This is a genomic window from Achromobacter sp. FW305-C-30-7 (assembly GCF_058783105.1).
Genome location: NZ_JBYSYI010000014.1, coordinates 52,500 through 72,062 on the forward strand (window position 1 = coordinate 52,500; position 19,563 = coordinate 72,062).

Annotated in this window: 19 protein-coding genes; 13 read left to right on the forward strand and 6 right to left on the reverse strand. The window is 66.5% G+C overall.

Going from position 1 to position 19,563, the window contains the following annotated elements; all coding sequences use genetic code 11:
* Positions 1 to 39: 39 nt before the first annotated feature.
* Positions 40 to 600, forward strand: a complete 561-nt coding sequence (locus tag AC3WOB_RS29710) for a carboxymuconolactone decarboxylase family protein (RefSeq protein ID WP_492277004.1) — start codon at positions 40 to 42, stop codon at positions 598 to 600.
* Positions 597 to 956, forward strand: a complete 360-nt coding sequence (locus AC3WOB_RS29715; protein WP_492277005.1) for an Atu4866 domain-containing protein — start codon at positions 597 to 599, stop codon at positions 954 to 956. Before AC3WOB_RS29710 ends, AC3WOB_RS29715 begins: the two co-directional genes overlap by 4 nt.
* A 95-nt stretch (positions 957 to 1,051) precedes the next feature.
* Here the strand turns inward: AC3WOB_RS29715 and AC3WOB_RS29720 are convergent, their stop codons facing one another.
* From AC3WOB_RS29720 to AC3WOB_RS29730, 3 genes are read right to left on the reverse strand one after another with little or no spacing between them, the layout of a single operon-like run.
* Positions 1,052 to 2,365, reverse strand: coding sequence for a c-type cytochrome (locus AC3WOB_RS29720; RefSeq protein ID WP_492277006.1), 1,314 nt, complete (start codon positions 2,363 to 2,365; stop codon positions 1,052 to 1,054).
* 12 nt (positions 2,366 to 2,377) lie between these two features.
* The gene (locus AC3WOB_RS29725; protein ID WP_492277007.1) at positions 2,378 to 4,153 is read right to left on the reverse strand and encodes a GMC family oxidoreductase; all 1,776 of its coding nucleotides are present in this window, start codon (positions 4,151 to 4,153) and stop codon (positions 2,378 to 2,380) included.
* 3 nt (positions 4,154 to 4,156) lie between these two features.
* Complete coding sequence (locus tag AC3WOB_RS29730) at positions 4,157 to 4,870, reverse strand: gluconate 2-dehydrogenase subunit 3 family protein (protein ID WP_492277008.1); 714 nt, start codon at positions 4,868 to 4,870, stop codon at positions 4,157 to 4,159.
* Between the two features lie 279 nt (positions 4,871 to 5,149).
* Here AC3WOB_RS29730 and AC3WOB_RS29735 point away from each other — a divergent pair, with 279 nt between their 5' ends.
* The 4 genes from AC3WOB_RS29735 to AC3WOB_RS29750 all read left to right on the forward strand — a co-directional run bounded on the left by AC3WOB_RS29735 (position 5,150) and on the right by AC3WOB_RS29750 (position 7,627).
* Positions 5,150 to 5,722 carry a hypothetical protein gene (locus AC3WOB_RS29735; protein WP_492277009.1) on the forward strand — a complete coding sequence of 191 codons (573 nt, stop codon included), beginning with the start codon at positions 5,150 to 5,152 and terminating at the stop codon, positions 5,720 to 5,722.
* Positions 5,723 to 5,889: 167 nt separating this feature from the next.
* Positions 5,890 to 6,486, forward strand: a complete 597-nt coding sequence (locus tag AC3WOB_RS29740) for a hypothetical protein (RefSeq protein WP_492277010.1) — start codon at positions 5,890 to 5,892, stop codon at positions 6,484 to 6,486.
* Positions 6,483 to 7,064 (forward strand): hypothetical protein, encoded by a 582-nt coding sequence (locus tag AC3WOB_RS29745; protein ID WP_492277011.1) that lies wholly within the window; start codon positions 6,483 to 6,485, stop codon positions 7,062 to 7,064. The genes AC3WOB_RS29740 and AC3WOB_RS29745 overlap by 4 nt, the downstream gene beginning before the upstream one ends.
* A complete protein-coding gene (locus AC3WOB_RS29750) occupies positions 7,061 to 7,627 on the forward strand; it encodes a hypothetical protein (RefSeq protein WP_492277012.1) in 567 nt (188 codons plus the stop codon). The genes AC3WOB_RS29745 and AC3WOB_RS29750 overlap by 4 nt, the downstream gene beginning before the upstream one ends.
* 1 nt (position 7,628) lies before the next feature.
* Here the strand turns inward: AC3WOB_RS29750 and AC3WOB_RS29755 are convergent, their stop codons facing one another.
* Positions 7,629 to 8,903: a hypothetical protein gene (locus AC3WOB_RS29755; RefSeq protein WP_492277013.1), complete on the reverse strand. Its 1,275-nt coding sequence runs from the start codon at positions 8,901 to 8,903 to the stop codon at positions 7,629 to 7,631.
* A 107-nt stretch (positions 8,904 to 9,010) separates the two neighbouring features.
* Between AC3WOB_RS29755 and AC3WOB_RS29760 the strand changes: the two genes are divergently transcribed.
* Positions 9,011 to 9,466 (forward strand): GNAT family N-acetyltransferase, encoded by a 456-nt coding sequence (locus AC3WOB_RS29760; protein ID WP_492277014.1) that lies wholly within the window; start codon positions 9,011 to 9,013, stop codon positions 9,464 to 9,466.
* On the opposite strand, the gene AC3WOB_RS29765 is transcribed toward AC3WOB_RS29760, so the two are convergent.
* A complete protein-coding gene (locus AC3WOB_RS29765) occupies positions 9,459 to 11,072 on the reverse strand; it encodes an ABC-F family ATP-binding cassette domain-containing protein (RefSeq protein ID WP_492277015.1) in 1,614 nt (537 codons plus the stop codon). The genes AC3WOB_RS29760 and AC3WOB_RS29765 overlap by 8 nt on opposite strands.
* Before the next feature lie 137 nt (positions 11,073 to 11,209).
* A complete protein-coding gene (locus AC3WOB_RS29770) occupies positions 11,210 to 12,100 on the reverse strand; it encodes a LysR family transcriptional regulator (RefSeq protein ID WP_492277016.1) in 891 nt (296 codons plus the stop codon).
* 184 nt (positions 12,101 to 12,284) lie between these two features.
* Between AC3WOB_RS29770 and AC3WOB_RS29775 the strand changes: the two genes are divergently transcribed.
* The 6 genes from AC3WOB_RS29775 to AC3WOB_RS29800 are packed head-to-tail and all read left to right on the forward strand — an operon-like array spanning position 12,285 to position 19,554.
* Complete coding sequence (locus tag AC3WOB_RS29775; protein ID WP_013394332.1) at positions 12,285 to 13,229, forward strand: ABC transporter permease; 945 nt, start codon at positions 12,285 to 12,287, stop codon at positions 13,227 to 13,229.
* 6 nt (positions 13,230 to 13,235) lie between these two features.
* Positions 13,236 to 14,090 carry an ABC transporter permease gene (locus AC3WOB_RS29780; protein ID WP_013394333.1) on the forward strand — a complete coding sequence of 285 codons (855 nt, stop codon included), beginning with the start codon at positions 13,236 to 13,238 and terminating at the stop codon, positions 14,088 to 14,090.
* A gap of 1 nt (position 14,091) precedes the next feature.
* A complete protein-coding gene (locus AC3WOB_RS29785; RefSeq protein ID WP_492277017.1) occupies positions 14,092 to 15,747 on the forward strand; it encodes an ABC transporter ATP-binding protein in 1,656 nt (551 codons plus the stop codon).
* A 31-nt stretch (positions 15,748 to 15,778) separates the two neighbouring features.
* Positions 15,779 to 16,909, forward strand: coding sequence for a C45 family autoproteolytic acyltransferase/hydrolase (locus tag AC3WOB_RS29790; RefSeq protein WP_492277018.1), 1,131 nt, complete (start codon positions 15,779 to 15,781; stop codon positions 16,907 to 16,909).
* Between the two features lie 40 nt (positions 16,910 to 16,949).
* The gene (locus tag AC3WOB_RS29795; protein WP_492277019.1) at positions 16,950 to 18,503 is read left to right on the forward strand and encodes an ABC transporter substrate-binding protein; all 1,554 of its coding nucleotides are present in this window, start codon (positions 16,950 to 16,952) and stop codon (positions 18,501 to 18,503) included.
* A 10-nt stretch (positions 18,504 to 18,513) separates the two neighbouring features.
* Entirely contained in the window at positions 18,514 to 19,554 is a 1,041-nt protein-coding gene (locus tag AC3WOB_RS29800) for a CapA family protein (RefSeq protein WP_492277020.1), read from the forward strand.
* Positions 19,555 to 19,563: the final 9 nt, after the last annotated feature.

Here is a 19,563-nt window from a genome sequence, read left to right on the forward strand (position 1 = left end):
AGCTTATCACGCCAATCAAGAGTACCTACAGTGCTGCTCATGGAGTTCATCTCTCCATGGAGTACACAAAAAAACCTCTCGAAAAGGAGATCAGTCATGGCTCGTGGAATGCCAACCATTGCCGGGATGATCCTGGCGACTTCGGCGCTGGCAGGATCCGCTTTGGCAACCGGAACCCCCGCCGTCAACGACACTACCGAGCGCCGCATGCAGCGGGGCTCGGAGGTCCTGCGCAGCCTGAACAAAGGCGCTACGCAGCCAAATCTGGAGCGCATGCGCGCCGAGTTTCCGTTCCTGGCTCAGGCGACCGAAGGCTATGCATTGGGCGATGTCTGGTCCCGGGACGGCCTGGATCCCCGCATCCGCCAGATTGCGGCCGTCGCGGTGTTCGCGGCTATGGGTGAATTCGCTTTCATGAAGATCCATGCCCAATACGCCCTGAACATTGGAGTCGCCGAAGAAGAACTGAAGGAAGCCATATATCTGGTGACCGTGCCTGCCGGCTTTCCTCGCGCGATTACCGCGTCGCAAGCCCTGTCCGAAATCTTCGCCCAGCAGCGCGCGGCTACGGCCCAGGAATTCCGGGGGACGAAGCCATGATCCGCCCCTCCGTGCTTTACGCGGCCATCGCCATCGTCGCCGCAATGTCCGCCCCCCTCCAGAAAAGCGCCGCCCAGATGACTAACAACACCGCTCCCGCCACCCGACAAGTGGCAAACCATCCCTACGCCGGCATGTGGGTGACCAAGGATGGCCGGATACGCCACAACCTCCTGCCGAGCGGCCGCTATGACGAGGCGCGCGGAGAAATCGAAAGCGCCTATCAAGGCCGATACGAGGTAAGCGGCAACCACATTGAATATTGGGATGACACCGGCTTCACCGCCGATGGGGATTTCATCGATGGCGTCTTGCACCACGGCGGAATGATCTTGTATAGGCGCCAGCAAGAATAGGCGTCGCGCTTGGACTTTGGATTTGAAACGGCGCCGGCAAACCGCGTGGCCTGCCGGCGCCGCCTTCCATCACGCTACGCGATGGAGCGGGGATATCAGCGTGCCGGCTGCGGCGCCGCCCCCACGTCCTTGCGCACCTTGGCCACGTCGGCCGCGGTGACGGCCGCCGCCTGGTTGCCCCAGCTGGACCGCACGAACGTCACCACCTCGGCGACCTCCTTGTCGCTCATGCGCCAGTCGAAGCCCGGCATCGCGTAGGCGGTCGGCGCCGCCGTGGTGGCCGGCATCTGCGCGCCCTTGAGCACGATGTGAATCAAGGAGGCAGGATCCGCCGAGTTCACCGTGGAGCTGAGCGCCAGCTGCGGGAAGGTCTCCGTGTAGCCCTTACCCGTGCTGCGGTGGCAAGCCGCGCAGTTGTTGAGGAAAGCCATCGCGCCGTCGCCCTTGTCCTTGCCCGTGCGCAGCGCCTGTGCCACGGACTCGTCATAGGCCAGCGGCTTGGTCGCATCCTTGTTCACCGGCGGCAGGCTCTTCAGGTAGGCCGCGATGGCGTTCAAATCGGCGTCGGACAGATGCTGGGTACTGTCGCCTACGACCTGCGCCATGCCGCCGAAGGCGGCGGAATGGCCGTTGCGGCCGGACTTCAGGAAGGCCACGATGTCCGCCTGGCTCCAGCCGCCCAGGCCGTCGGTGGTGTCGCCGCGCAGGTTCTTGGCCAGCCAGCCTTCGACCTCGCCGCCCGACAGGAAGGCCGAACCGTCCGCCTCGGTCAGCGCCTTTTCCTGCAAGGCGATGCCGCGCGGCGTGTGGCAAGTGCTGCAATGGCCCAGGCCTTCGACCAGGTACTGGCCACGCAGCAGCGCGGCGCGGTCCGCGCCTTGCGTGTCGGCGGTCACGGGCGCCGTGGCCACGTCGGGCGCGAACATCCAGCGCCACACGCCCAGCGGCCAACGCATCGACAAGGGCCAGATGATGTCGGTGTCCTTGTTCTCCTGCTTGACCGGCTCCACGCCGTGCATGAAGTAGGCGTACAAGGCCTGCACATCCTCGGGCGTGACCTTGGCGTAGGCGGTGTACGGCATGGCCGGGTACAGCGAGTGCCCGTCCTTGGCCACGCCGTGGCGCACGGCCCGGTCGAAGTCCTCGTAGGTATAGCCGCCGATGCCGGTGTCCTTGTCGGGCGTGATGTTGGTGGAGTAGATCATGCCCAGCGGCGAATCGATACCCAGGCCGCCCGCGAACGGCTTGCCGTCCTTGGCCGTGTGGCAGGCGATGCAGTCGCCGGCGCGCGACAGGTATTCGCCCTGCTTGATCATCTGCGCGTCGGCGGCGGCAGGCGTGCCGTCGGCGGCGAACGCCGCGCTCGCCGCCAGGGCGGAAAGAGCCGCAACAATGGTCTGCTTAATCATTGTGTCGTCTCCTTAAGCCTGGACCAGCGGGCCGGGGTTCTTCAGGTACTGGTCGCGAATCGCTTGCGCCGACCAGTAGGCCAGCGCTCCGACCAGGCCCGTGGGGTTGTAGCCCATGTTCTGCGGGAACGCGCAGGCGCCCATCACGAACAGGTTGGGCACGTCCCAGCTTTGCAGGTACTTGTTGACCACGCTTTCCTTGGGGTTGGTGCCCATGATGGCGCCGCCCGTGTTGTGCGTGCTCTGGTACACCCTGGTGTCGTAGCGCGCGCCCTTCTTGCGCACCCCCACGGCGTACTTTTCGGGCTTCATGGCCTTGGCTACTTCTTCCATGCGCTTGCCCATGTAGCCCAGCATGTCGAATTCGTTGTCATGCCAATCGAAGGTCATGCGCAGCAGAGGCTGGCCAAAGCTGTCCTTATAGGTCGGGTCCAGCGACAGGTAGGCGTCGCGATACGACATCACCGAACCGGAAATGCCTATGGTCATGTGGCGCTGGTACGCGTCCTGCACGCCCGCCTTCCAGCCCGTGCCCCAGCTCGGCGTGCCCGGCATGGTGGGGGTCTGCTTGATCGGACGGCCGCCGTAGCGCACGTGGCGGATGCTGGCGCCGCCCAGAAAGCCCAGCGGGCCGTGGTCGAACTGGTCGCCGTTCAGGTCGTCCATGCCCACGCCGCCCGCGCCCGTGCCCACGAAGGGGTTGAGCTGAGTGCCCTTGGGCAGCAGCACGCTGACGCCGCCGTTCATCTGGTAGGCGTAGTTCTTGCCGACCACGCCTTCATTGGTCTTGGGATCGTAAGGCTTGCCGATGCCGGACAACAGCAGCAGGCGCACGTTGTGCATCTGGTAGGCCGACAGTATCACCAGGTCGGCCGGCTGCTCGATCTCGCGGCCTTGCGCGTCGATGTAGGTCACGCCCACGGCCTTCTTGCCGGTCGAGTCCAGGTTGACCTTGATCACGTGCGATTGCGTGCGCAATTCGAAGTTGGGCTTCTTCAGCAGCACCGGCAGGATGGTGGTCTGCGGCGAAGCCTTCGAATACATATAACAGCCGTAGTTCTCGCAGAAACCGCAGAAATTACAGGGCCCCAGGCGCACGCCGTACGGATTGGTGTAAGGCCCCGAGGCATTGGCCGCGGGCGCCGGATACGGATGAAAGCCGACTTCGCGCGCCGCCTTGTCGAACAGCTGGGCGCCGTAGGTGGTGGTCAGGGGCGGCAGCGGAAACTCCTTGCTGCGCTTGCCCTCCAGCGGATTGCCGCCTTCGACGATCTGGCCGTTCAGGTTGCCGGCCTTGCCGGACGTGCCGCACACGTACTCGAACTTGCTGAAGTACGGTTCCAGCTCATCGTAGGTCACGCCGAAATCCTGGATGGTCATGCCTTCCGGAATGAAGCTCTTGCCGTAGCGCGTTTCGTAGCGGGTGCGCAGCTCCAGTTCCTCGGGCAGCACACGGTAGTGCATGCCGTTCCAGTGGAAGCCCGCCCCGCCCACGCCCGTGCCCAACAGGAACGAACCATTCTGCCGATACGGCACGGCCACGTCGTCGACGCCGTGGCGGATGGTCACGGTTTCCTTCGACAGGTCCTGGAACAGCTTGCCGCGCACGGAGTACGCCAGCTCGTCGGCGACCTTGGGATACTCGGCGTCCTTGGGCGTGTCCTGCATCGCGCCGCGCTCCAGCGCCAGCACGTGCAGCCCTGCCTCGGTCAGCTCCTGGCCGAGGATCGCACCGGTCCAGCCGAACCCGACCAGCACCGCATCGACTTTGTCTTTTTTGATCGCCATGGCTTAACCCTTCTCCCCAGAGATCGACACGGGGCCGTAGGGATACTTCGCGTTGGGCTGGTCGGCCCAGTCCATGAAGTCCGCGCGCGCGCCCGGGAAACCCACCATCTTCCAACCCACCATGTTCTTGTTGCCGCCATACATGGGATCGGCGAAGAACCCTTCCTTGGTGTTGGAAAGCAGGAAACTGAAGAACGTCGTGGCAGGCACGCTTTCGAACTTGATCTTGCCGCCCTGCAGATCCTTCAGGATCTGTTCCTGCAGCGGCTTGTCCAGTTCGGCATAAGCCTTGCCGTGCGTCTTCACGCACCAGGCGTCACAGGCCTCGATGCCGTGGCGGTAGACCTCGCGGGGGTTCTGGCTGAGTTGATAGCCCAGTTCCGGCACCTGGTCGGTGTGGAACGGACCTTGCATGTACCAGAGCTTGCCGTGGCCGAACGGCGTTTCCATCTGCCGGTCGATGAACTCCGGCACGCCGGCCTCGATGGCGCCGGGACCGTACTCGTCAGCGGGAATCAGATGATCCACCGCGGCCACGACGAAGGCCCATTCGGCCTTGGTGAAATAGGTGGGTTCATAGGGCTTGGCGGCGCGCGCGGCGGCGCCATCCGACTCGTTGGTACAGCCGGTGGTCATTGCGCCCACCGCCAACGTCGACGCCGGCACGATGGCCAACGCCTGCAGGAACCGCCTGCGCGGCTTTGCGTCTTCTGTCATAGACATCTCCGTGAATACTCCAAGTTGTCCTAGCTACCGAACATGAACCTGGGAACACGAACCGCCGAGCTAGTGACAACACGCTCTTCGCATACAGAAAATCGACCCGATCCCCACGACATGGAGCTTGGGAAAGGGTGCGCACATTATGCGCTCTTTAGGCCATCTGATACGCTCGATAGACCATATCAGATCGATTTTCTTGACATGAAAATAAGTTTTGCATTAAGGACAAAGTAAGAGGCTTTGCACTAGACCCGCATGACAACGGATTCACCCATGAACGAAAAAACCAAGACTTGGCGCAGCACCACGACGACGCGCAGCTGGAGCACCACGAAGGACCTGACGCCCGAACAGCGCGCCAACATCGAAGAGTTGCTGGACGGCGGAATGGATGGCGCTTCGGTGAGCCAAACCTGGAGCTATGCCGGCATCGAGAACGGTGAGTCCTTCAAGGTCGAGATCAAGGACGGCGCGGTCACGGTCAATGGCCGCAAGTACGACAGCCTGGACGAAGTCCCCCGTGCCGAACGCGAGCGCATCGAAGCGCTGCGCGCCGGCCAGGGAGACGGCGGCCTGTGGGACATGCTGCGCAACGCCGGCGTGGACGTGGAAAACCTGGCGCAGGGAATGAAGCAGCACGAGGCCAAACCGGAGTTCGTGATCGAAACCGATGATCCGGCGCCGGCGCAGGCACGCACATCGGCCGAAGCTGCTCCCTCCCATGTGAACGCGGGGCTCCCTCCCGGCGCCGTGCCGGCCAAGAGCGGCGGCCTGCGCAGGATGCTGCTGATCGGCATCGCGATCGGCCTGGGCTGGTGGGTGGCCCGGGCGCTGAACTTGTTCTGAAACATTCACGTCCGGACGTTGACCCATGAATTGTTTCAAAACTTGGCCTGAGCGCGCAGCAATGCCCTGCGCGACATGCATGGAAACATAAGGACAAAGCCCGGCATGAGCGGCGCGCCTACGATCTGGAATTCCCGATGCGCGCCGTCCGCGCGCCTGGAGTCCGGATGCGCGTACTGCACTCGCTCAGAGCCCGTGTCGCCGCCAGCCTGGCAGGCATAGGCTCTCTGCTTGCCGCCGCCAGCGTCGCGCTGTACGGCGCCTACGGCAAGCTCAACCGCGCGTCCGAACCCGTATATGGCGCCGATGCCTCGATCCAGACCGGCCAGTGGCAGGTGGTGCCGCGCCGCGCCTGGACCGCCTCCACCCCCAAGGTCTACGGCGTGCCGCTCAAGCCCGGCGCCACGGCGCTGGTGGTCGAGGCTGACCTCACCAACCGCACCGCCGAATCGAGCGCCGACTATCTCGGACTGCTGCGTTGGAATGCGCCGCTGGGAGCGGCTGCAGGCAAGCCCATGGCGGTCGGGCTGCGCGATTCGCAGCAAATGCCTTACCTGCAGCCCGGCCTGCCCGAGCGCATGGCCTTTGTCTGGATGCTGCCGCCCGCAGCTGCGGCTCCCGCGCGCACCGCGCTTGCCGTGCATAGCAAGATCTACAAGCCGGTAGACAATCTGTATGGCGCGCCAGGCTGGTTCAATCCCGCGAACGTCGGCAGGATCGAATTGCCGATAACCCGGGACGGCGTGCCGGAGTCGGCGCCATGAGCGCGCGGCTGGGCACGCTGCTGCTGGTGCTGGCCGCCGCGCTGGCCCTGTACGCCATGCAGCGCAGCACGCCCCGCTACATGGCGCTGACTGGCCCCATCACGGCAGGCGGCGCCATGGGACAGACCGTGAGCGCCAGGCAGTTCGACGTCACCGTGGAGCGCGTGCAGTTCGCTCGGCAGCTGAGCTACAAGAGCCTGAGCGCTACGCAGACGCGCACGACGGGCGGCGTCTGGGCCATCGTCTGGCTGCGCCTGGCCGCGCGCGACACGTCGGCCACCGTCGGCGAAGCCGCCTGGCTCGGACCCGACGGCCTGGCCTACCGCCACACGGACCGTCTCGTGCTCGCGCGCAACCAGCCGCCCCACGCCGTGGAACCAGGCCTGCCGCGCACCGTGCGGCTGGTGTTCGAGATCCGGCCCGATCAGGCGCGCGGCGCTACGCTGCTGCTGTCCGCGCGCTATGGCCCGCGCCTGGACTCGCAGGTGCGCATTGCGCTGGACGGCGTGCCGCTGGACGACTCTGGCCGGCCGATTGCGGCCGACCAATACGATCTCGACCAAGAGGCCGCGCCATGAACGACGCGGCCATGAGCGAACGCCGCTGGCGCCGCCGCAGTTTGTGGCTGCTGCCTCCCTTGCTACTGCTGACCCTGTACTGGAGCGGCCACGACAACGTGGCCCGCTGGCTCGACGGCCGCGAACTGCAGCCGCGCGAGGTCGCGGCCGGCACCCAGGCGCCGCTGGGCGGCGCGCAGTGGCAATTACAGCAATTCGCCGTGCTGGAACCGCCGGCCGGCCGCGGCTGGCAAGCCGGTTCCCGCGCCGCGCTGGCAGCCTTCTCCGTGCAGGTGCAATCCACCGATCTGCCCACGCGCTGGCGCGGCTGCCGCATCGCGCTGCACGATGCGCAGGGGCGTACCTGGCTGCCCGCCATCGCGCCGGCGCTGCGCCTGCCCCGCGGTACGGCGCGCGGCTGCGTGGCCGCCGCCCACAGCGGCGCCGCGCCCGGCGCCAAGATGGAAATCATGGAAGCCTTCATGGTGCCCGCCGACGCGGCCGCGCCCTGGTCTATCACTGTATCTATCGATGCCGAACGGCCTGCTTACCTGCGCTTCGCGCCGCCGGACCCGCCCGGCTGAATCAGGCTGCCGGCGCAGGCGCCGGACTGCGCATCTTCCACGGCGCGTAGGCGCATTCCAGCACGGCGGCAAGAAAGCAGATGCGCAAAGGCTCGATCAACAGACCCGTGGACGAATCGCGAAACGGGCTGCCGAACAGCAGCGAAACGCCGTGCGCCAGCACCTGCCAGGTATCCAGGTCATGCGGGCCGATCAGCCGCGTCGCGCCGTACCACAGCCATGCGGCGCCCCAATCGATCAGCCGATAGCCCACGATAAGCGTCACCAGCAGCAGCGCGCTGCTGTGAAAGGCCAGGCGCACGCCGCTGGCCAAGGGCAGATAGCGCTTGCGGTAGCCGGCCACGAAATGCTCGACGAAATCGCGCAGAAAGCGCGGCACCGCGCGGTAGCGATCGCCCAGCCGTTGCAGCCGTTCATAGCGCCGCAGGTCGGCATCATCGCGCACGTCGTAGCCGTAGACCAGCGCGGCCATCACCAGCCATATCACCGGCAGCAAGGCATAGAAGAACAGGCTGACCAGCGCCACGCCCACGCCGCGCCCTTGCGCCTCGACCGGCGTCATGCCCGCCGCCCAGGCATTCGTAATGGGCGTCAGCATATTCATCAGGGACTGCAGCAGCGCCTCCAGCCCGCGCCGGTCGGCCAGCCATTGCCAAGCCTGGTCCTTCCAGCGGCTGATGACGTACAGGCCGATCAGGATCCAATTGGTCTCGCACAGCACCACCAGCCATTGCCAGCGGCCCTTGCCCGTGCGGTCGCGCGCCATCACCGCCACCTTGCGCACCAGCCAGGAAATCGCCACCGAGACCAGCAGCCAGCGCGAATCCAGGGCGTCCAGCACATTGCCGTGCTCGCCCAGCGGATCCAGCCCATAGGCCAGGCGCGAGTACTGCCGCACGATGTCGCCCAGGAACCCCCAAGCGGCGTAATAGGCGAAGAACGGCAGCAAGGCCACGGTCAACGCCCGCCCCAGCCGTCCTTCAGCGTTGCCGGACGCGGTGTCGCCAGCGCGCGCCGCCGCTTGCGCGTCGCGCAAGGCCGGGAGGCCGGGCAGCAGCACCAGCAACATCGCCACCGTGGTGACCAGCTGTGCCAAGGCAACCAGCGTAAGTACCGCCAGGCCGGCCAGATGATTGGCAAAGCCCGTCTGCGCCGCCACCCACAGCAGCACATCGCGGGCCAGCGTGCCTGCCAGCACCAGCGCCATCAATTGCGGCCAGAACCGCAGCCACAGCCGGCCAGTCAGCGCCCATGGCGCGAGTACGGACTCGAGCATGCCTACACCCTGCAGTGCGCGGATTGAAGCGGTCGATGTTAATGCCGCGCCGGCGCGAGGAATGTTACCGCTCGCCACGATTGCGCACAGGGTGTCAATATACGGGCATGAGCACACTGACATTCCGCCCCGCCACCGCCGACGACGTCCCGGCCTGCGTGACGATCCGCGGCCAAACCAGAGAGAACGCGTTTTCCGTCGAGGAACTGCGCGCATTGGGCATCACCGTGGACAGCTGGGCCGCCGGCGTCCGCGCGGGAGACCTTCCCGGCTTTGTCGCCTGCGCGGACGGCCGGGTGACAGGCTACTGCTACGGCGACCGCGACACCGGCGAAATCGTGGTCCTGGCCCTGCTGCCCGAAAGCGAGAACCGGGGCACGGGCAAGACGCTGCTGCAGCTGATGGTCCGGCATCTGGCAAGCCTGGGACACCAACGCCTGTTCCTGGCATGCGCCAGCGATCCCGCTGTGCGTTCCCACGGCTTCTACCGGCACCTGGGCTGGACGCCCACGGGAGAACGGGATGAAGCCGGCGACGACATACTGGAACTGTCGATCAGATAATCTCCAGGCGCCATCCGTCGCTGCCCGCAAGCAGGCGATGCGTCAGGCCCAGGCTGTCCATGAACGCGTCGTCATGAGACACCACGACCAAGGCGCCCCGGTACGCGCGCAGCATTGCCTCCAACGCCTGCATCGACGGCAGATCCAGGTGGTTGCTGGGCTCGTCCAACAACAGCAGTTGCGCGGGCGGGTCCGCATACAGCGCGCAGGCCAGTGCGGCCTTCAGCCGTTCTCCTCCGCTGAGCGCGGCGCTGGGTACGGCAATCTTGCGCGCGTCCAGGCCAAGCTGGGCAAGGCGCGTGCGCAAGTCAGCTTCCGACGCGCCGCGATTGGCCGCCTGCAACTGCTCCAGCACCGGGCGCTGCGGCGCCAGCGTGGCCAGTCCCTGATCCAGATACACGGCCTCTACCGCGACCCGGCATGTCCCGCCCGATGCCTGAAGCTGCCCAGCCAATACTTTGAGCAAGGTCGACTTGCCGCAACCGTTCGGGCCGACCACTCCCACCCGCTGCTGTCCGCCCAGCATCAGGTCAATGCGGCGCGTGGCGGCCGGGACAAAGGGCAGTTCCACCCCATCCAGTTCAGCAATGCGCCGCTGCGCAGGCATGGCGGCCGGCGGCGCATGCAGCACGATGGCGTCCTGGTCCTCGACCTGTTCGGCCGCCTCGCGCACACGCAATGTGAGCTGCTCGCTTGCCGCCGCATGCTGGCGGCGCAGCTTGCCCGCGGAGGTTTCGCTGCGCGCCTTCTGCCGGTCCAGCAGAATCTTGGCCTGATTGGCTTCGCGCCCCTGCCGGTTGCCGCGCGCCTGCCGCCGCTCCTGGCGCTCGCGCTGTGCACGCAGCGATTGTTCCTCGCGTTGGCGTTCATGCTTGCGCTGCTCCAGCAGCGACAGCGCGTTGCGCCGCTCCTCTTCCTTGCGCTGGGCGTAGAAGCTGTAGTCACCCCCGTACCCACGCAGCCCCAACGCCGACAATTCCACGATGCGCTGCATCGCTTCGAGCAGTTGCCGGTCATGGCTGATCGCCAGCAAGCCGCGCGGCCAGCGTTGCAGCTGCTCGATCAACGCCAGCCGGTTTGGCCTGTCCAGATGATTGGTGGGTTCATCCAGGATCAGGAAGTCGGCCTCCGACAGCAAGGCGCCGATCAGGGCGACGCGCATGGCTTCGCCGCCGCTGAGCGTGGCGGCCGGCGTCGCGGCGTCGAGATGGCCCAGGCCGCAGCGCTCCAGTTCCTGCTGCAATGCCAGGCGCACATCCCAGCGATCGCCGAGAATGTCGAAGTCCTCGGCGGCGGCGCTGCCCGCTTCGATGCGTCCCAGCGCATCGAGCCTGGCCTGCACGCCCGCCAGCGCCGCGACGGTCCCGGCTACGCGCGGGGCGGCCTGCTGGGCCAGATAATGCACGCTGCCCGAACGCACGCAGCGGCCGGAGGCCGGCGGCAACTGACCGGCAAGAATGCCGGCCAGCACGCTCTTGCCCACGCCATTGCGGCCCACCAGCCCGGTAGGCCGCAGGTCGAACTGTTCGTTGAGACCGGAGAAAAGCGTCCTGCCGTCCGGCAGAACATAGGACACGCCTTCCAGCGCGAGATAGGGATTCGTCATGTGCGGTTCCAAGGATGCCAAGAACTCCCCCTGCTCTTTGGGGGTGGGTGGAGACTGGCCGTCGTGCAGACGGCGGCATCAATGGCGCATGGCGAATGACTCCTGGTGGGGTGATTGATCCGACATTGTAGTGGCGATTACCGCCTGACCTGGGCGTCCTGCTCGATCGTGGCAAGCAGGACGCGCCTGAGCGCGCTGGTCAGGTGGCTGCGCGCCTCGTTCTCGAACAGTCCGACGGTCCGTTGCGCGGACGGGTCATCGAAATAGGTCACGCGTAGGCGCGGATCTTCCTCCCAGTGCGCCGCCCGCGTGAGCGGCACGATGGTCACGCCGACATCCTGCTGGACCAGTTCGACCATGGTCCGCAGTGAATTGATTTCCAGGAAATCGCCGAACTTGAGATGGTTCCTGCGGATGAAGGCATCGATCAGCGCCCCCGTATGCGTATCGCGCGAAGGCCGTAGGAATAGGCGCCGCGCCATCAGGCTGGCGAGGTCGGCCTTGCCCGCCGCCTGGCGGTTGGCGATGAACACGAAGGGTTCCGTGTAGAGCGGGGTCCATTGCGTGCCGGAAGGCAGTTTATGGGCATTCTTGACCGCCAACGCCGCATCCAACTCCCCTGCCCGCACCCGCAGCGACAGGTCGCCGGAAAAACTGATCACGGGCTGCACGTTCAGCTTGGGATGCGAGTCCCGCAAGGTCAATACGGCGCGCGCCAGGAATGCCATGGAAGTGCCCACCGAACCCACGTCGATGGCACCCACCAGCTCGTCGCCGCCGGGGCCGTCGCGCAGATCGTCGTACACCGCCAGCAGTTGCTCCGCGCGCGGCAGCAGGCGGTGTCCGCCTTCGCTCAGGGACACGATCTTGCCGCTGCGGTCGAACAGGCTGACGCCCAGGTCGTCTTCCAGCGCGCGCATCTGCAGGCTGACCGCCGCGGGCGTCAGCGACACCCGTTCCGACGCGGCGGCGAACGAGCCGCTGCGGGCCACGGCAACAAAGGTGCGAAAGAAGCGGATCGAGCTCATGTGACGGGCGCCCTATCGGTAAGAAGAACTTTATATATCACAAAGTAATTTTAGTTTTACTTCTTTATGACAGGACGTCAAAGTTACGCCATCCCGCAGCCGAGCCGGCATACGCGGTCCCGTCAACCGTATCGTCACCATCGCGCCGCGCCGCCGGCGCCGGGACGTGAGCTACGAGCCCCCTATGCTTCGCTTCGCACTCTCGCGCATCGGAATGGCCATACCGACACTGCTGATCGTGTCCGTCGCCGTTTTCGTGCTGATCCGCTTGATCCCCGGCGATCCGGCCCAGCTGCTGCTGGGCGACCTTGCCGACCCCGCCAGCCTGGAAGAACTGCGCCAGCGCATGGGCCTGGACCAATCCTGGCCCGCCCAATTCGCCTTGTGGTTCGGCAATCTGCTGCATGGCGACCTGGGGAAATCCATTACCACCGGCCAGGCAGTGCTGGCCCTGGTGTGGGACCGCTTCCTGGTCAGCGCGCCCATCGTGCTGGCCGCCGTGGCCGCCGCCGCCCTGGTCGCGGTGCCGGCGGGCATCATCGCCGCCTGGCGCCAGAACCGCGCCGCCGACATCGCGCTGGTCGGCATGGCCACGCTGCTGGTGTCCATTCCCACCTTCTGGCTGGGCCTGTTGCTGTTGCTGCTGCTGGGGCTGAAGCTGGAATGGCTGCCGGTCGTGGGCTACGTGTCGGTGTCGGAGGACGCGGTCGCGGGACTGCTGTACCTGGCCATGCCCATCCTGACCCTGTTCCTGCATGAGATCGGCGTGCTGATGCGCATGGCGCGCGCCAGCGCCCTGGAAGTCTTGCGCCTGGATTACGTGACCCACGCCCGCGCCAAGGGCTTGAGCGAACGCGCGGTGCTGACCCATCACGTATTCAAGAACTCCTTCGGCCCCACCTGGACCCTGATCGGCCTGGTGCTCGGCAATCTGCTGGGCGGCATCGCCGTGGTGGAAACCGTGTTCACGATACCCGGCCTGGGCCGTCTCCTGGTCGACTCCATCTTCGCCCGCGACTACCCGGTGATCCAGGGTTGCCTGCTGTTTGTCGCGGTCATCTATGTGCTGGTCAACCTCTTCGTCGACCTGCTCTATCCCGCCTTCGATCCCCGCGTTGGAGCCGAGTAAACCGCCATGCAACTGACCGCCATCAATCCCATCAAGCCCCGGCGCCGCCGCCTGCCCGCCAATGCGGCCATAGGCGGGGTCATCATCGCGATCGTCGTGGGCGCCGCCCTGCTCGGCGCCGTGTGGACCCCGCGCGACCCGCTGGGCATCAGCTTCGCGTCGCGGCTCAAGCCGCCTGGCGCCCAGTTCTGGCTGGGCACCGACGAATTCGGCCGCGACGTGCTCAGCCGCCTGATGGTCGGCGCCTCGACCAGCGTCTGGATCAGCCTGCTGACCGTCTCGTTCTCCGTCGTGCTGGGTACCGCCATCGGCGTGCTGACCGGTTTCGTGCGGGGCTGGACCGACCGCATCATCATGGCCTTCAACAACGCCCTGCTGGCCTTTCCCGGCCTGCTGCTGGCGCTGGGCCTGCTGGCGGTGGTGGGCGCCAACAAGTACGGCATCATCCTGGCGCTGGGCCTGGCCTACACGCCGTCCGTGACGCGGATCGTGCGCGGCACGGTGCTGTCGCTGCGCGAGAAGGAATTCATCGAATCCTCGCGCGTGCTGGGCAATTCCGAGCTCTACACCATGTTCCGCCACGTGCTGCCGAACTGCGTGGCGCCGCTGACGGTGCTGGCCACGTCCATGTTCGGCTGGGTGATCCTGGCGGAAAGCGCCCTGTCCTTCCTGGGCCTGGGCGTGCCGCCACCCGCGCCGACCTGGGGCAACATGCTGGCCTCGGCCCGTCCGTTCATGGCGCAGGCCACGTATCTGAGCATCTTCCCCGGCATCTGCATTTCGCTCACGCTGCTGGGCATCAACCTGCTGGGCGACGCCGTGCGCGACCGCCTGGATCCGCGCATGCGCACGGGTGAATGACATGACGAACAAGAACATGGACACCGGCGCAACGCTGGCAGAGGTAAACGGCCTGACGCTGACGGTGGGCGCGGGCGGCAGGGAAATCGTCAAGCGGGTCAGCTTCTCCATCAAGCCCGGGGAACTGGTCGGCATCGTGGGCGAATCGGGCAGCGGCAAGACCCAGGCGGCGCGCGCCTTGCTGGGCCTGACGCCCCCGCCGCTGGTGCGCGCGGCGGGCTCGCTCACTTTCGAAGGCAAGTCGCTGACGGATGCCAGCCCCGCCGCCTTGCGCAAGCTGCGCGGGGCGCGCGTCGGCATGGTGTTCCAGGAGCCGATGACCTCGCTCAATCCCTCTATGAAGATCGGCCGCCAGCTCGACGAAGGGCTGGCGCTGCACCGCAAGGACCTGTCCGCCGCCGCGCGCAAACAGCTGATACTGGCCATGCTGGCGCGAGTCGGCCTGCGCGACCCGGCCGCCGCGCTGGACGCCTGGCCCCATGAATTCTCAGGCGGCATGCGCCAGCGCATGATGCTGGCCGCCGTGATGCTGCTGGAACCGGCCCTGCTGGTGGCGGACGAACCCACCACCGCGCTGGACGCGGTGGTGCAGCGCGACGTGCTGGAACTGATGCTGGAACTGACCCGCGCCCGCAACACGGCCGTGCTGATGATCAGCCACGACCTGCCCATGGTGGCCAAGTACACCGAGCGCATGATCGTGATGCGCCACGGCGAAATCGTGGAAACCGGCACCACGCAGCAGATCCTGGACCGCCCCGCGCATCCGTATACGCGGCAATTGCTGGCGGCCATGCCCATGCGCGGCCCTGCACGCCCCATTCCGCCCGAGGCGCCCATCGTCGACGTGCGCCAGCTGCTGGTGGACTACGCAGGCCGTCAGCGGCTGTTCGGCCGCACCCAGGCCAAACGCGCCCTGCACGGCATAGACCTGCAGATCCGGCCGCGTGAAGTGGTGGCGGTGGTCGGCGGATCGGGTTCCGGCAAGACCACCCTGGGCCGGGCCATCGCCGGCTTGCTGGCCCCCACGGACGGCGGCATCTACTTCCGCGGCAAGCCCATTGCGCAAACGGGCGCCGCCTGGAACGACTACCGCCTGAACTGCCAGATGGTGTTCCAGGATCCCTACTCCTCCTTGAACCCCCGCATGACGGTCGGTGAACTCACGGCCGAAGGCCTGCGCCAGGTGGACGGCATGACGGCGGCGCAGAAGGCCGAGCGCGTCCAGTCCGTGCTCACCGAGGTCGGACTGGGGCCCGAGTACGCCCGGCGCTACCCGCACGAGCTGTCGGGCGGCCAGCGCCAGCGCGTCGCCATCGCCCGCGCCATCGTGCGCCGCCCCGCCTTCGTGATCGCCGACGAACCCGTCTCGGCCCTGGACGTCACAGTGCGCGCGCAGGTGCTCAAGCTGTTTGCCGAGTTGCAGCAGCGCCACGGCTTTTCCTGTCTGTTCATCAGCCACGACCTGGGCGTGGTCGAGCAGGTGGCGGACCGCGTGGTTGTGATGCAGGACGGCCAGATCGTCGAACAAGGCCTGCGCGACCAGATCTTCGACGCGCCCCAGCATCCCTACACGCGTAAGCTGCTGTCGGCCATTCCCGCCCTGGAAGCCAACGACACCGGCGGCGTGCGCCTGAAGTGGCGGTTCGATCAATGATGTCCACGGCTCCGCACGCACAGGAACAGACATGACGGCAGCAGCGTTCTTTCCTCTGGTTGAAGTGTCCGGCGCGCCCTACGAGCGCGGACTCCAGCATGGGCGCCTGGCAGGCGGGCGAGTGCGGTGCAGCGCCGACATCTACGCCCGTGCGCTGCAGCAGTTCCGGTACTCGCCCGCCGACCTGCAACGGCTTATCGCGCGCTTCTCGCGCGCCATCGAGGACTTCGAACCCGACTACCTGGAAGAAATGCGCGGCATCGCCGAAGGCGCCGGCGTTTCGTTCGAAGACGTGCTGATGATTAACGCCCGCACTGAGATCGTCGCCCAGGCCCGCCGCGCGCATCTGGCCGCCGGCGCCGCGCCGCAAAGCGATGAATGCACGGGCGCCGCCATCCTGCCGGAGCGCAGCGCCAACGGCAATTTCCTGCAGGGCCAGAACTGGGACAACCGCCAGGATTGCGCCGACACCATCATCATCCTGCGCGTGCTGCGCGACGATGGCCCCGACGTGCTGACGTTCGTCGAAGCCGGCGGCCTGGCGCGCTATGGCATGAACTCCGCTGGACTGACCCTGAACGGCAACGGCATGTCCTCCAGCCGCGACTACCTGCAGGACGGCGTGCCTCTGCCTCTGGTACGCCGCAAGGCGCTGGAACAGGAACATTACGCCCTGGCCCTGCAGGTCGTCACCGGCACACCCAAGGCCTGCTCATGCAACCTGATCCTGGGCACCCAACTGGGCCTGGCGCTGAGCCTGGAATGCGCGCCCGACGAGACCTTCCTGGTCTATCCCGAGGACGGCCTGCTGGTCCACGCCAACCACTGGACCAGTGCCGTCGCGCTCGGCAAGCTGCAGGAGACAGGCATCGCCAGTTCGCCGGAAAGCCTGTACCGCGATCAGCGCGTGCGCCAGAGCCTGTCCGCCGCGGGCCGCAAGCTCGGCGTGCAGGATCTCAAGACCGCTTTCGCCGACACCCACGCCACCCCGTTTTCCGTCTGCCGGCCGGGGCGTGTCAGCGCCCAGGGCTATGCGTCCTGCACCACCGCCACGCTGATCATGGAACCCGCCGCCGGCGTGCTGGAAGTGGCGCGCCTGCCTTGGCAGGGCGCCGCCTACGCCCGCTACGGGGTGGCACGCGGATCGTCCCCTTCCTATTGAACGTCTTCCAGCTGCAAACCGCTCACAACAAGGATCCATCATGAAACGACCTCTGTATGCGTACACCGCCCTGGCCGCCCTCCTGACGGCCGCCGCGCCTGCCCTGGGCGCCACCGTGCTGCGTGCCCACCAGGACGCGGACATCCGCAGCAGCGATCCGGGCGTCAACCGCGACGCCAATACCGATGGGGTAATCCTGCATGTCGTCGAAGGCCTGGTCGGCTACGACGCCAAGGGTCAGCCCGCTCCCCTGCTGGCGGAGAAAATCGACGTCTCCGAAGACGGCAAGACCTACACGTTTCATCTGCGGCAGGGCGTGACCTTCCACAATGGCGCGCCCCTGACCGCCGACGACGTGGTCTGGAGCTGGAACCGCTACATGGATCCCAAGACCGGCTGGCGCTGCCTGACGGACTTCGATGGCCGCATCGGCCTGAAGGTGGAAGGCGCCGCCGCCACCGATCCCGCCACCGTCGTGTTCAAGCTGGACCGGGCCGCGCCGCTGTTCCTTGATTCGCTGGCGCGCAGCGACTGCGGCATGACCGCCATCACCCACCGCGACTCGGTCAAGCCCGACGGCACCTGGGACAAACCCATAGGCACCGGCCCCTTCCGCTTCGCGGAGTGGCGCCGCCGCGAATACGTCAGCCTGACGCGCTTCGAGAACTACGCCAACCGGCCGGGCAAGCCCGACGGCTACGTGGGCTCCAAGCGTCCCCTGGTCGACGAAGTGCGCTTTGTCGTGATCTCCGACCCGGCGACGGCAAAAACCGCCCTGGCCAGCGGCGCCATCGACGTAATGTCCAAGGTGCCGTATTCCGAGGTCGCGGAACTAGCGGAAAACAAGGCCATCAGCACGAACGTCTCGCCTCAGCTGGCGCCTTCCACGCTGACGATCCAGACCCGCGACAAGCTGCTCTCCAATCCCTATCTGCGCCAGGCCATCGCTGCGGCGCTGAACTACAAGGAACTGGTCGCAGGCGTGACCTACGGCCTGGCCGAACCCAACAACTCGCTCGTGCCCGTGGCGTCGCCCTACTATGGGGAAGCCGAAAAGAAAGGCTATGTCTACGATCTGGCGCGCGCCAAGACGCTGCTCGCCAAGGCCGGCTACAAGGGCGAGAAGATCGTCATTTCGACCAACAAGCGCAATCTGCCGAACTATGACGCGGCGGTGATCACCCAGGCCATGCTGCAGCAGGCCGGTATCAACGCCGACATTGAAGTGCTGGAATGGGGCGCCCAGCAGGACAAGTGGCAGAAGGGCAACTACCAGATGATGTCGTTCTCGTACTCCAGCCGCATGGATCCCGCTCTGAGCTTTGAAGCCGTCACTGGCGACAAGGCCAGCCAGCCGCGCAAGCTGTGGGACGATCCCGGCGCCCGCGCGCTGCTGGAAAAAGCCACCAACGCCACGGTGCCCGCCGAGCGCCAAGCCCTGCTGGACCAGCTGCACCGCCTGATGCTGGAGCAGGTCCCGATCATCCCCTTGTTCAACACGCTGAGCACGGGCGCATACCGCAAGAACGTCCAGGGTTTCGAATCGTCGATCTTCGGCGCGCCGCTGCTCTGGGAAGTCTCGAAGACCGAATAGGAACGCCGCCATGAATCAAACCCTGTACCTGCTGGGCGACATCAACCTCAAGGGCGTACCAGACGCCAGCGGCCTGTTCGATCACGTCCGCCAGCCGCTGCGCGTAGCGGACCTGGTGTTCGCCAACCTGGAATGCTGCCTGTACGACCTGCCCGAACACGCCCAGGAGCGGCGCGGCTTCTATACCTCGCCCCGCCACGCGCAGGCCCTGCGCGAAGGCGGCCTGCAGGCGGTCGGCAATGCCAACAACGTCAACATCGGCCACGAGGCGGTGCTGTCCACGCTGGCCGCCTTGCGGGGCGCGTCGCTGCCCAGCGTCGGCGCGGGCGCCAATGCCGGCGAGGCCCGCGCCCCGCTGATCGAAGTCAGGGACGGCGTGCGCTACGGTTTCCTGCAGCGCACCGCCGTGTACTGGCCGGACAATCATGAGGCCAGTGCGCACCATGCCGGCGTCGCCATCATCCGCGCGCATACCGCCTACCGGCCGCGGCTGGAGATGCAGGCGGCGCGCACGCGCCCCGGCGTGCCGCCCGAAGTGCTGACCTGGGCCGACCCGGAGTCGCTTGCGCAGTTCCGCGCCGACGTGGCGGCGCTGCGGCAACAAGCGGACATCGTCATCGCCTCGCTGCACTGGGGCTACCGGCGCGAAGTGCTGCAGTACCAGCGCGAGTATGCGCATGCGGCCGTAGAAGCCGGCGCCGACATCGTGCTGGGACACGGTCCGCACATGATCCTGCCGATCGAACTGCATCGCGGCAAGCCCATCCTCTATGGCAGCGGCAACTTCTCCTTCCAGGTTGCCCACCAGGCGGACGCGCATACCGAATGGACCGGCATGACGGTCCGCGTCGACATCCGCGACAAGCGCCCCGCCGCCATGCAGTTCCGTTTCGTGCAGCGCAACAGCGCCAACCAGACCGTGTTCGTGCCCGCGTCCGAAGTGGCGCAAGAACGCGACCTGCTGATGCGCGCGTCCGCCGCGCTGGGCGCCGACCTGCATATCAGCGCCGACGGCCTGCAACTGGACCTGGCCGGCCCCGCCGCCTCCTGAACCTCCGTT

Coding starts and splice junctions, on each gene's coding strand:
- AC3WOB_RS29710 (WP_492277004.1), top strand. CDS start 40: ATGGAGTTCATCTCTCCATGGAGTACACAAAAAAACCTCTCGAAAAGG.
- AC3WOB_RS29715 (WP_492277005.1), top strand. CDS start 597: ATGATCCGCCCCTCCGTGCTTTACGCGGCCATCGCCATCGTCGCCGCA.
- AC3WOB_RS29720 (WP_492277006.1), bottom strand. CDS start 2,365: ATGATTAAGCAGACCATTGTTGCGGCTCTTTCCGCCCTGGCGGCGAGC.
- AC3WOB_RS29725 (WP_492277007.1), bottom strand. CDS start 4,153: ATGGCGATCAAAAAAGACAAAGTCGATGCGGTGCTGGTCGGGTTCGGC.
- AC3WOB_RS29730 (WP_492277008.1), bottom strand. CDS start 4,870: ATGACAGAAGACGCAAAGCCGCGCAGGCGGTTCCTGCAGGCGTTGGCC.
- AC3WOB_RS29735 (WP_492277009.1), top strand. CDS start 5,150: ATGAACGAAAAAACCAAGACTTGGCGCAGCACCACGACGACGCGCAGC.
- AC3WOB_RS29740 (WP_492277010.1), top strand. CDS start 5,890: ATGCGCGTACTGCACTCGCTCAGAGCCCGTGTCGCCGCCAGCCTGGCA.
- AC3WOB_RS29745 (WP_492277011.1), top strand. CDS start 6,483: ATGAGCGCGCGGCTGGGCACGCTGCTGCTGGTGCTGGCCGCCGCGCTG.
- AC3WOB_RS29750 (WP_492277012.1), top strand. CDS start 7,061: ATGAACGACGCGGCCATGAGCGAACGCCGCTGGCGCCGCCGCAGTTTG.
- AC3WOB_RS29755 (WP_492277013.1), bottom strand. CDS start 8,903: ATGCTCGAGTCCGTACTCGCGCCATGGGCGCTGACTGGCCGGCTGTGG.
- AC3WOB_RS29760 (WP_492277014.1), top strand. CDS start 9,011: ATGAGCACACTGACATTCCGCCCCGCCACCGCCGACGACGTCCCGGCC.
- AC3WOB_RS29765 (WP_492277015.1), bottom strand. CDS start 11,072: ATGACGAATCCCTATCTCGCGCTGGAAGGCGTGTCCTATGTTCTGCCG.
- AC3WOB_RS29770 (WP_492277016.1), bottom strand. CDS start 12,100: ATGAGCTCGATCCGCTTCTTTCGCACCTTTGTTGCCGTGGCCCGCAGC.
- AC3WOB_RS29775 (WP_013394332.1), top strand. CDS start 12,285: ATGCTTCGCTTCGCACTCTCGCGCATCGGAATGGCCATACCGACACTG.
- AC3WOB_RS29780 (WP_013394333.1), top strand. CDS start 13,236: ATGCAACTGACCGCCATCAATCCCATCAAGCCCCGGCGCCGCCGCCTG.
- AC3WOB_RS29785 (WP_492277017.1), top strand. CDS start 14,092: ATGACGAACAAGAACATGGACACCGGCGCAACGCTGGCAGAGGTAAAC.
- AC3WOB_RS29790 (WP_492277018.1), top strand. CDS start 15,779: ATGACGGCAGCAGCGTTCTTTCCTCTGGTTGAAGTGTCCGGCGCGCCC.
- AC3WOB_RS29795 (WP_492277019.1), top strand. CDS start 16,950: ATGAAACGACCTCTGTATGCGTACACCGCCCTGGCCGCCCTCCTGACG.
- AC3WOB_RS29800 (WP_492277020.1), top strand. CDS start 18,514: ATGAATCAAACCCTGTACCTGCTGGGCGACATCAACCTCAAGGGCGTA.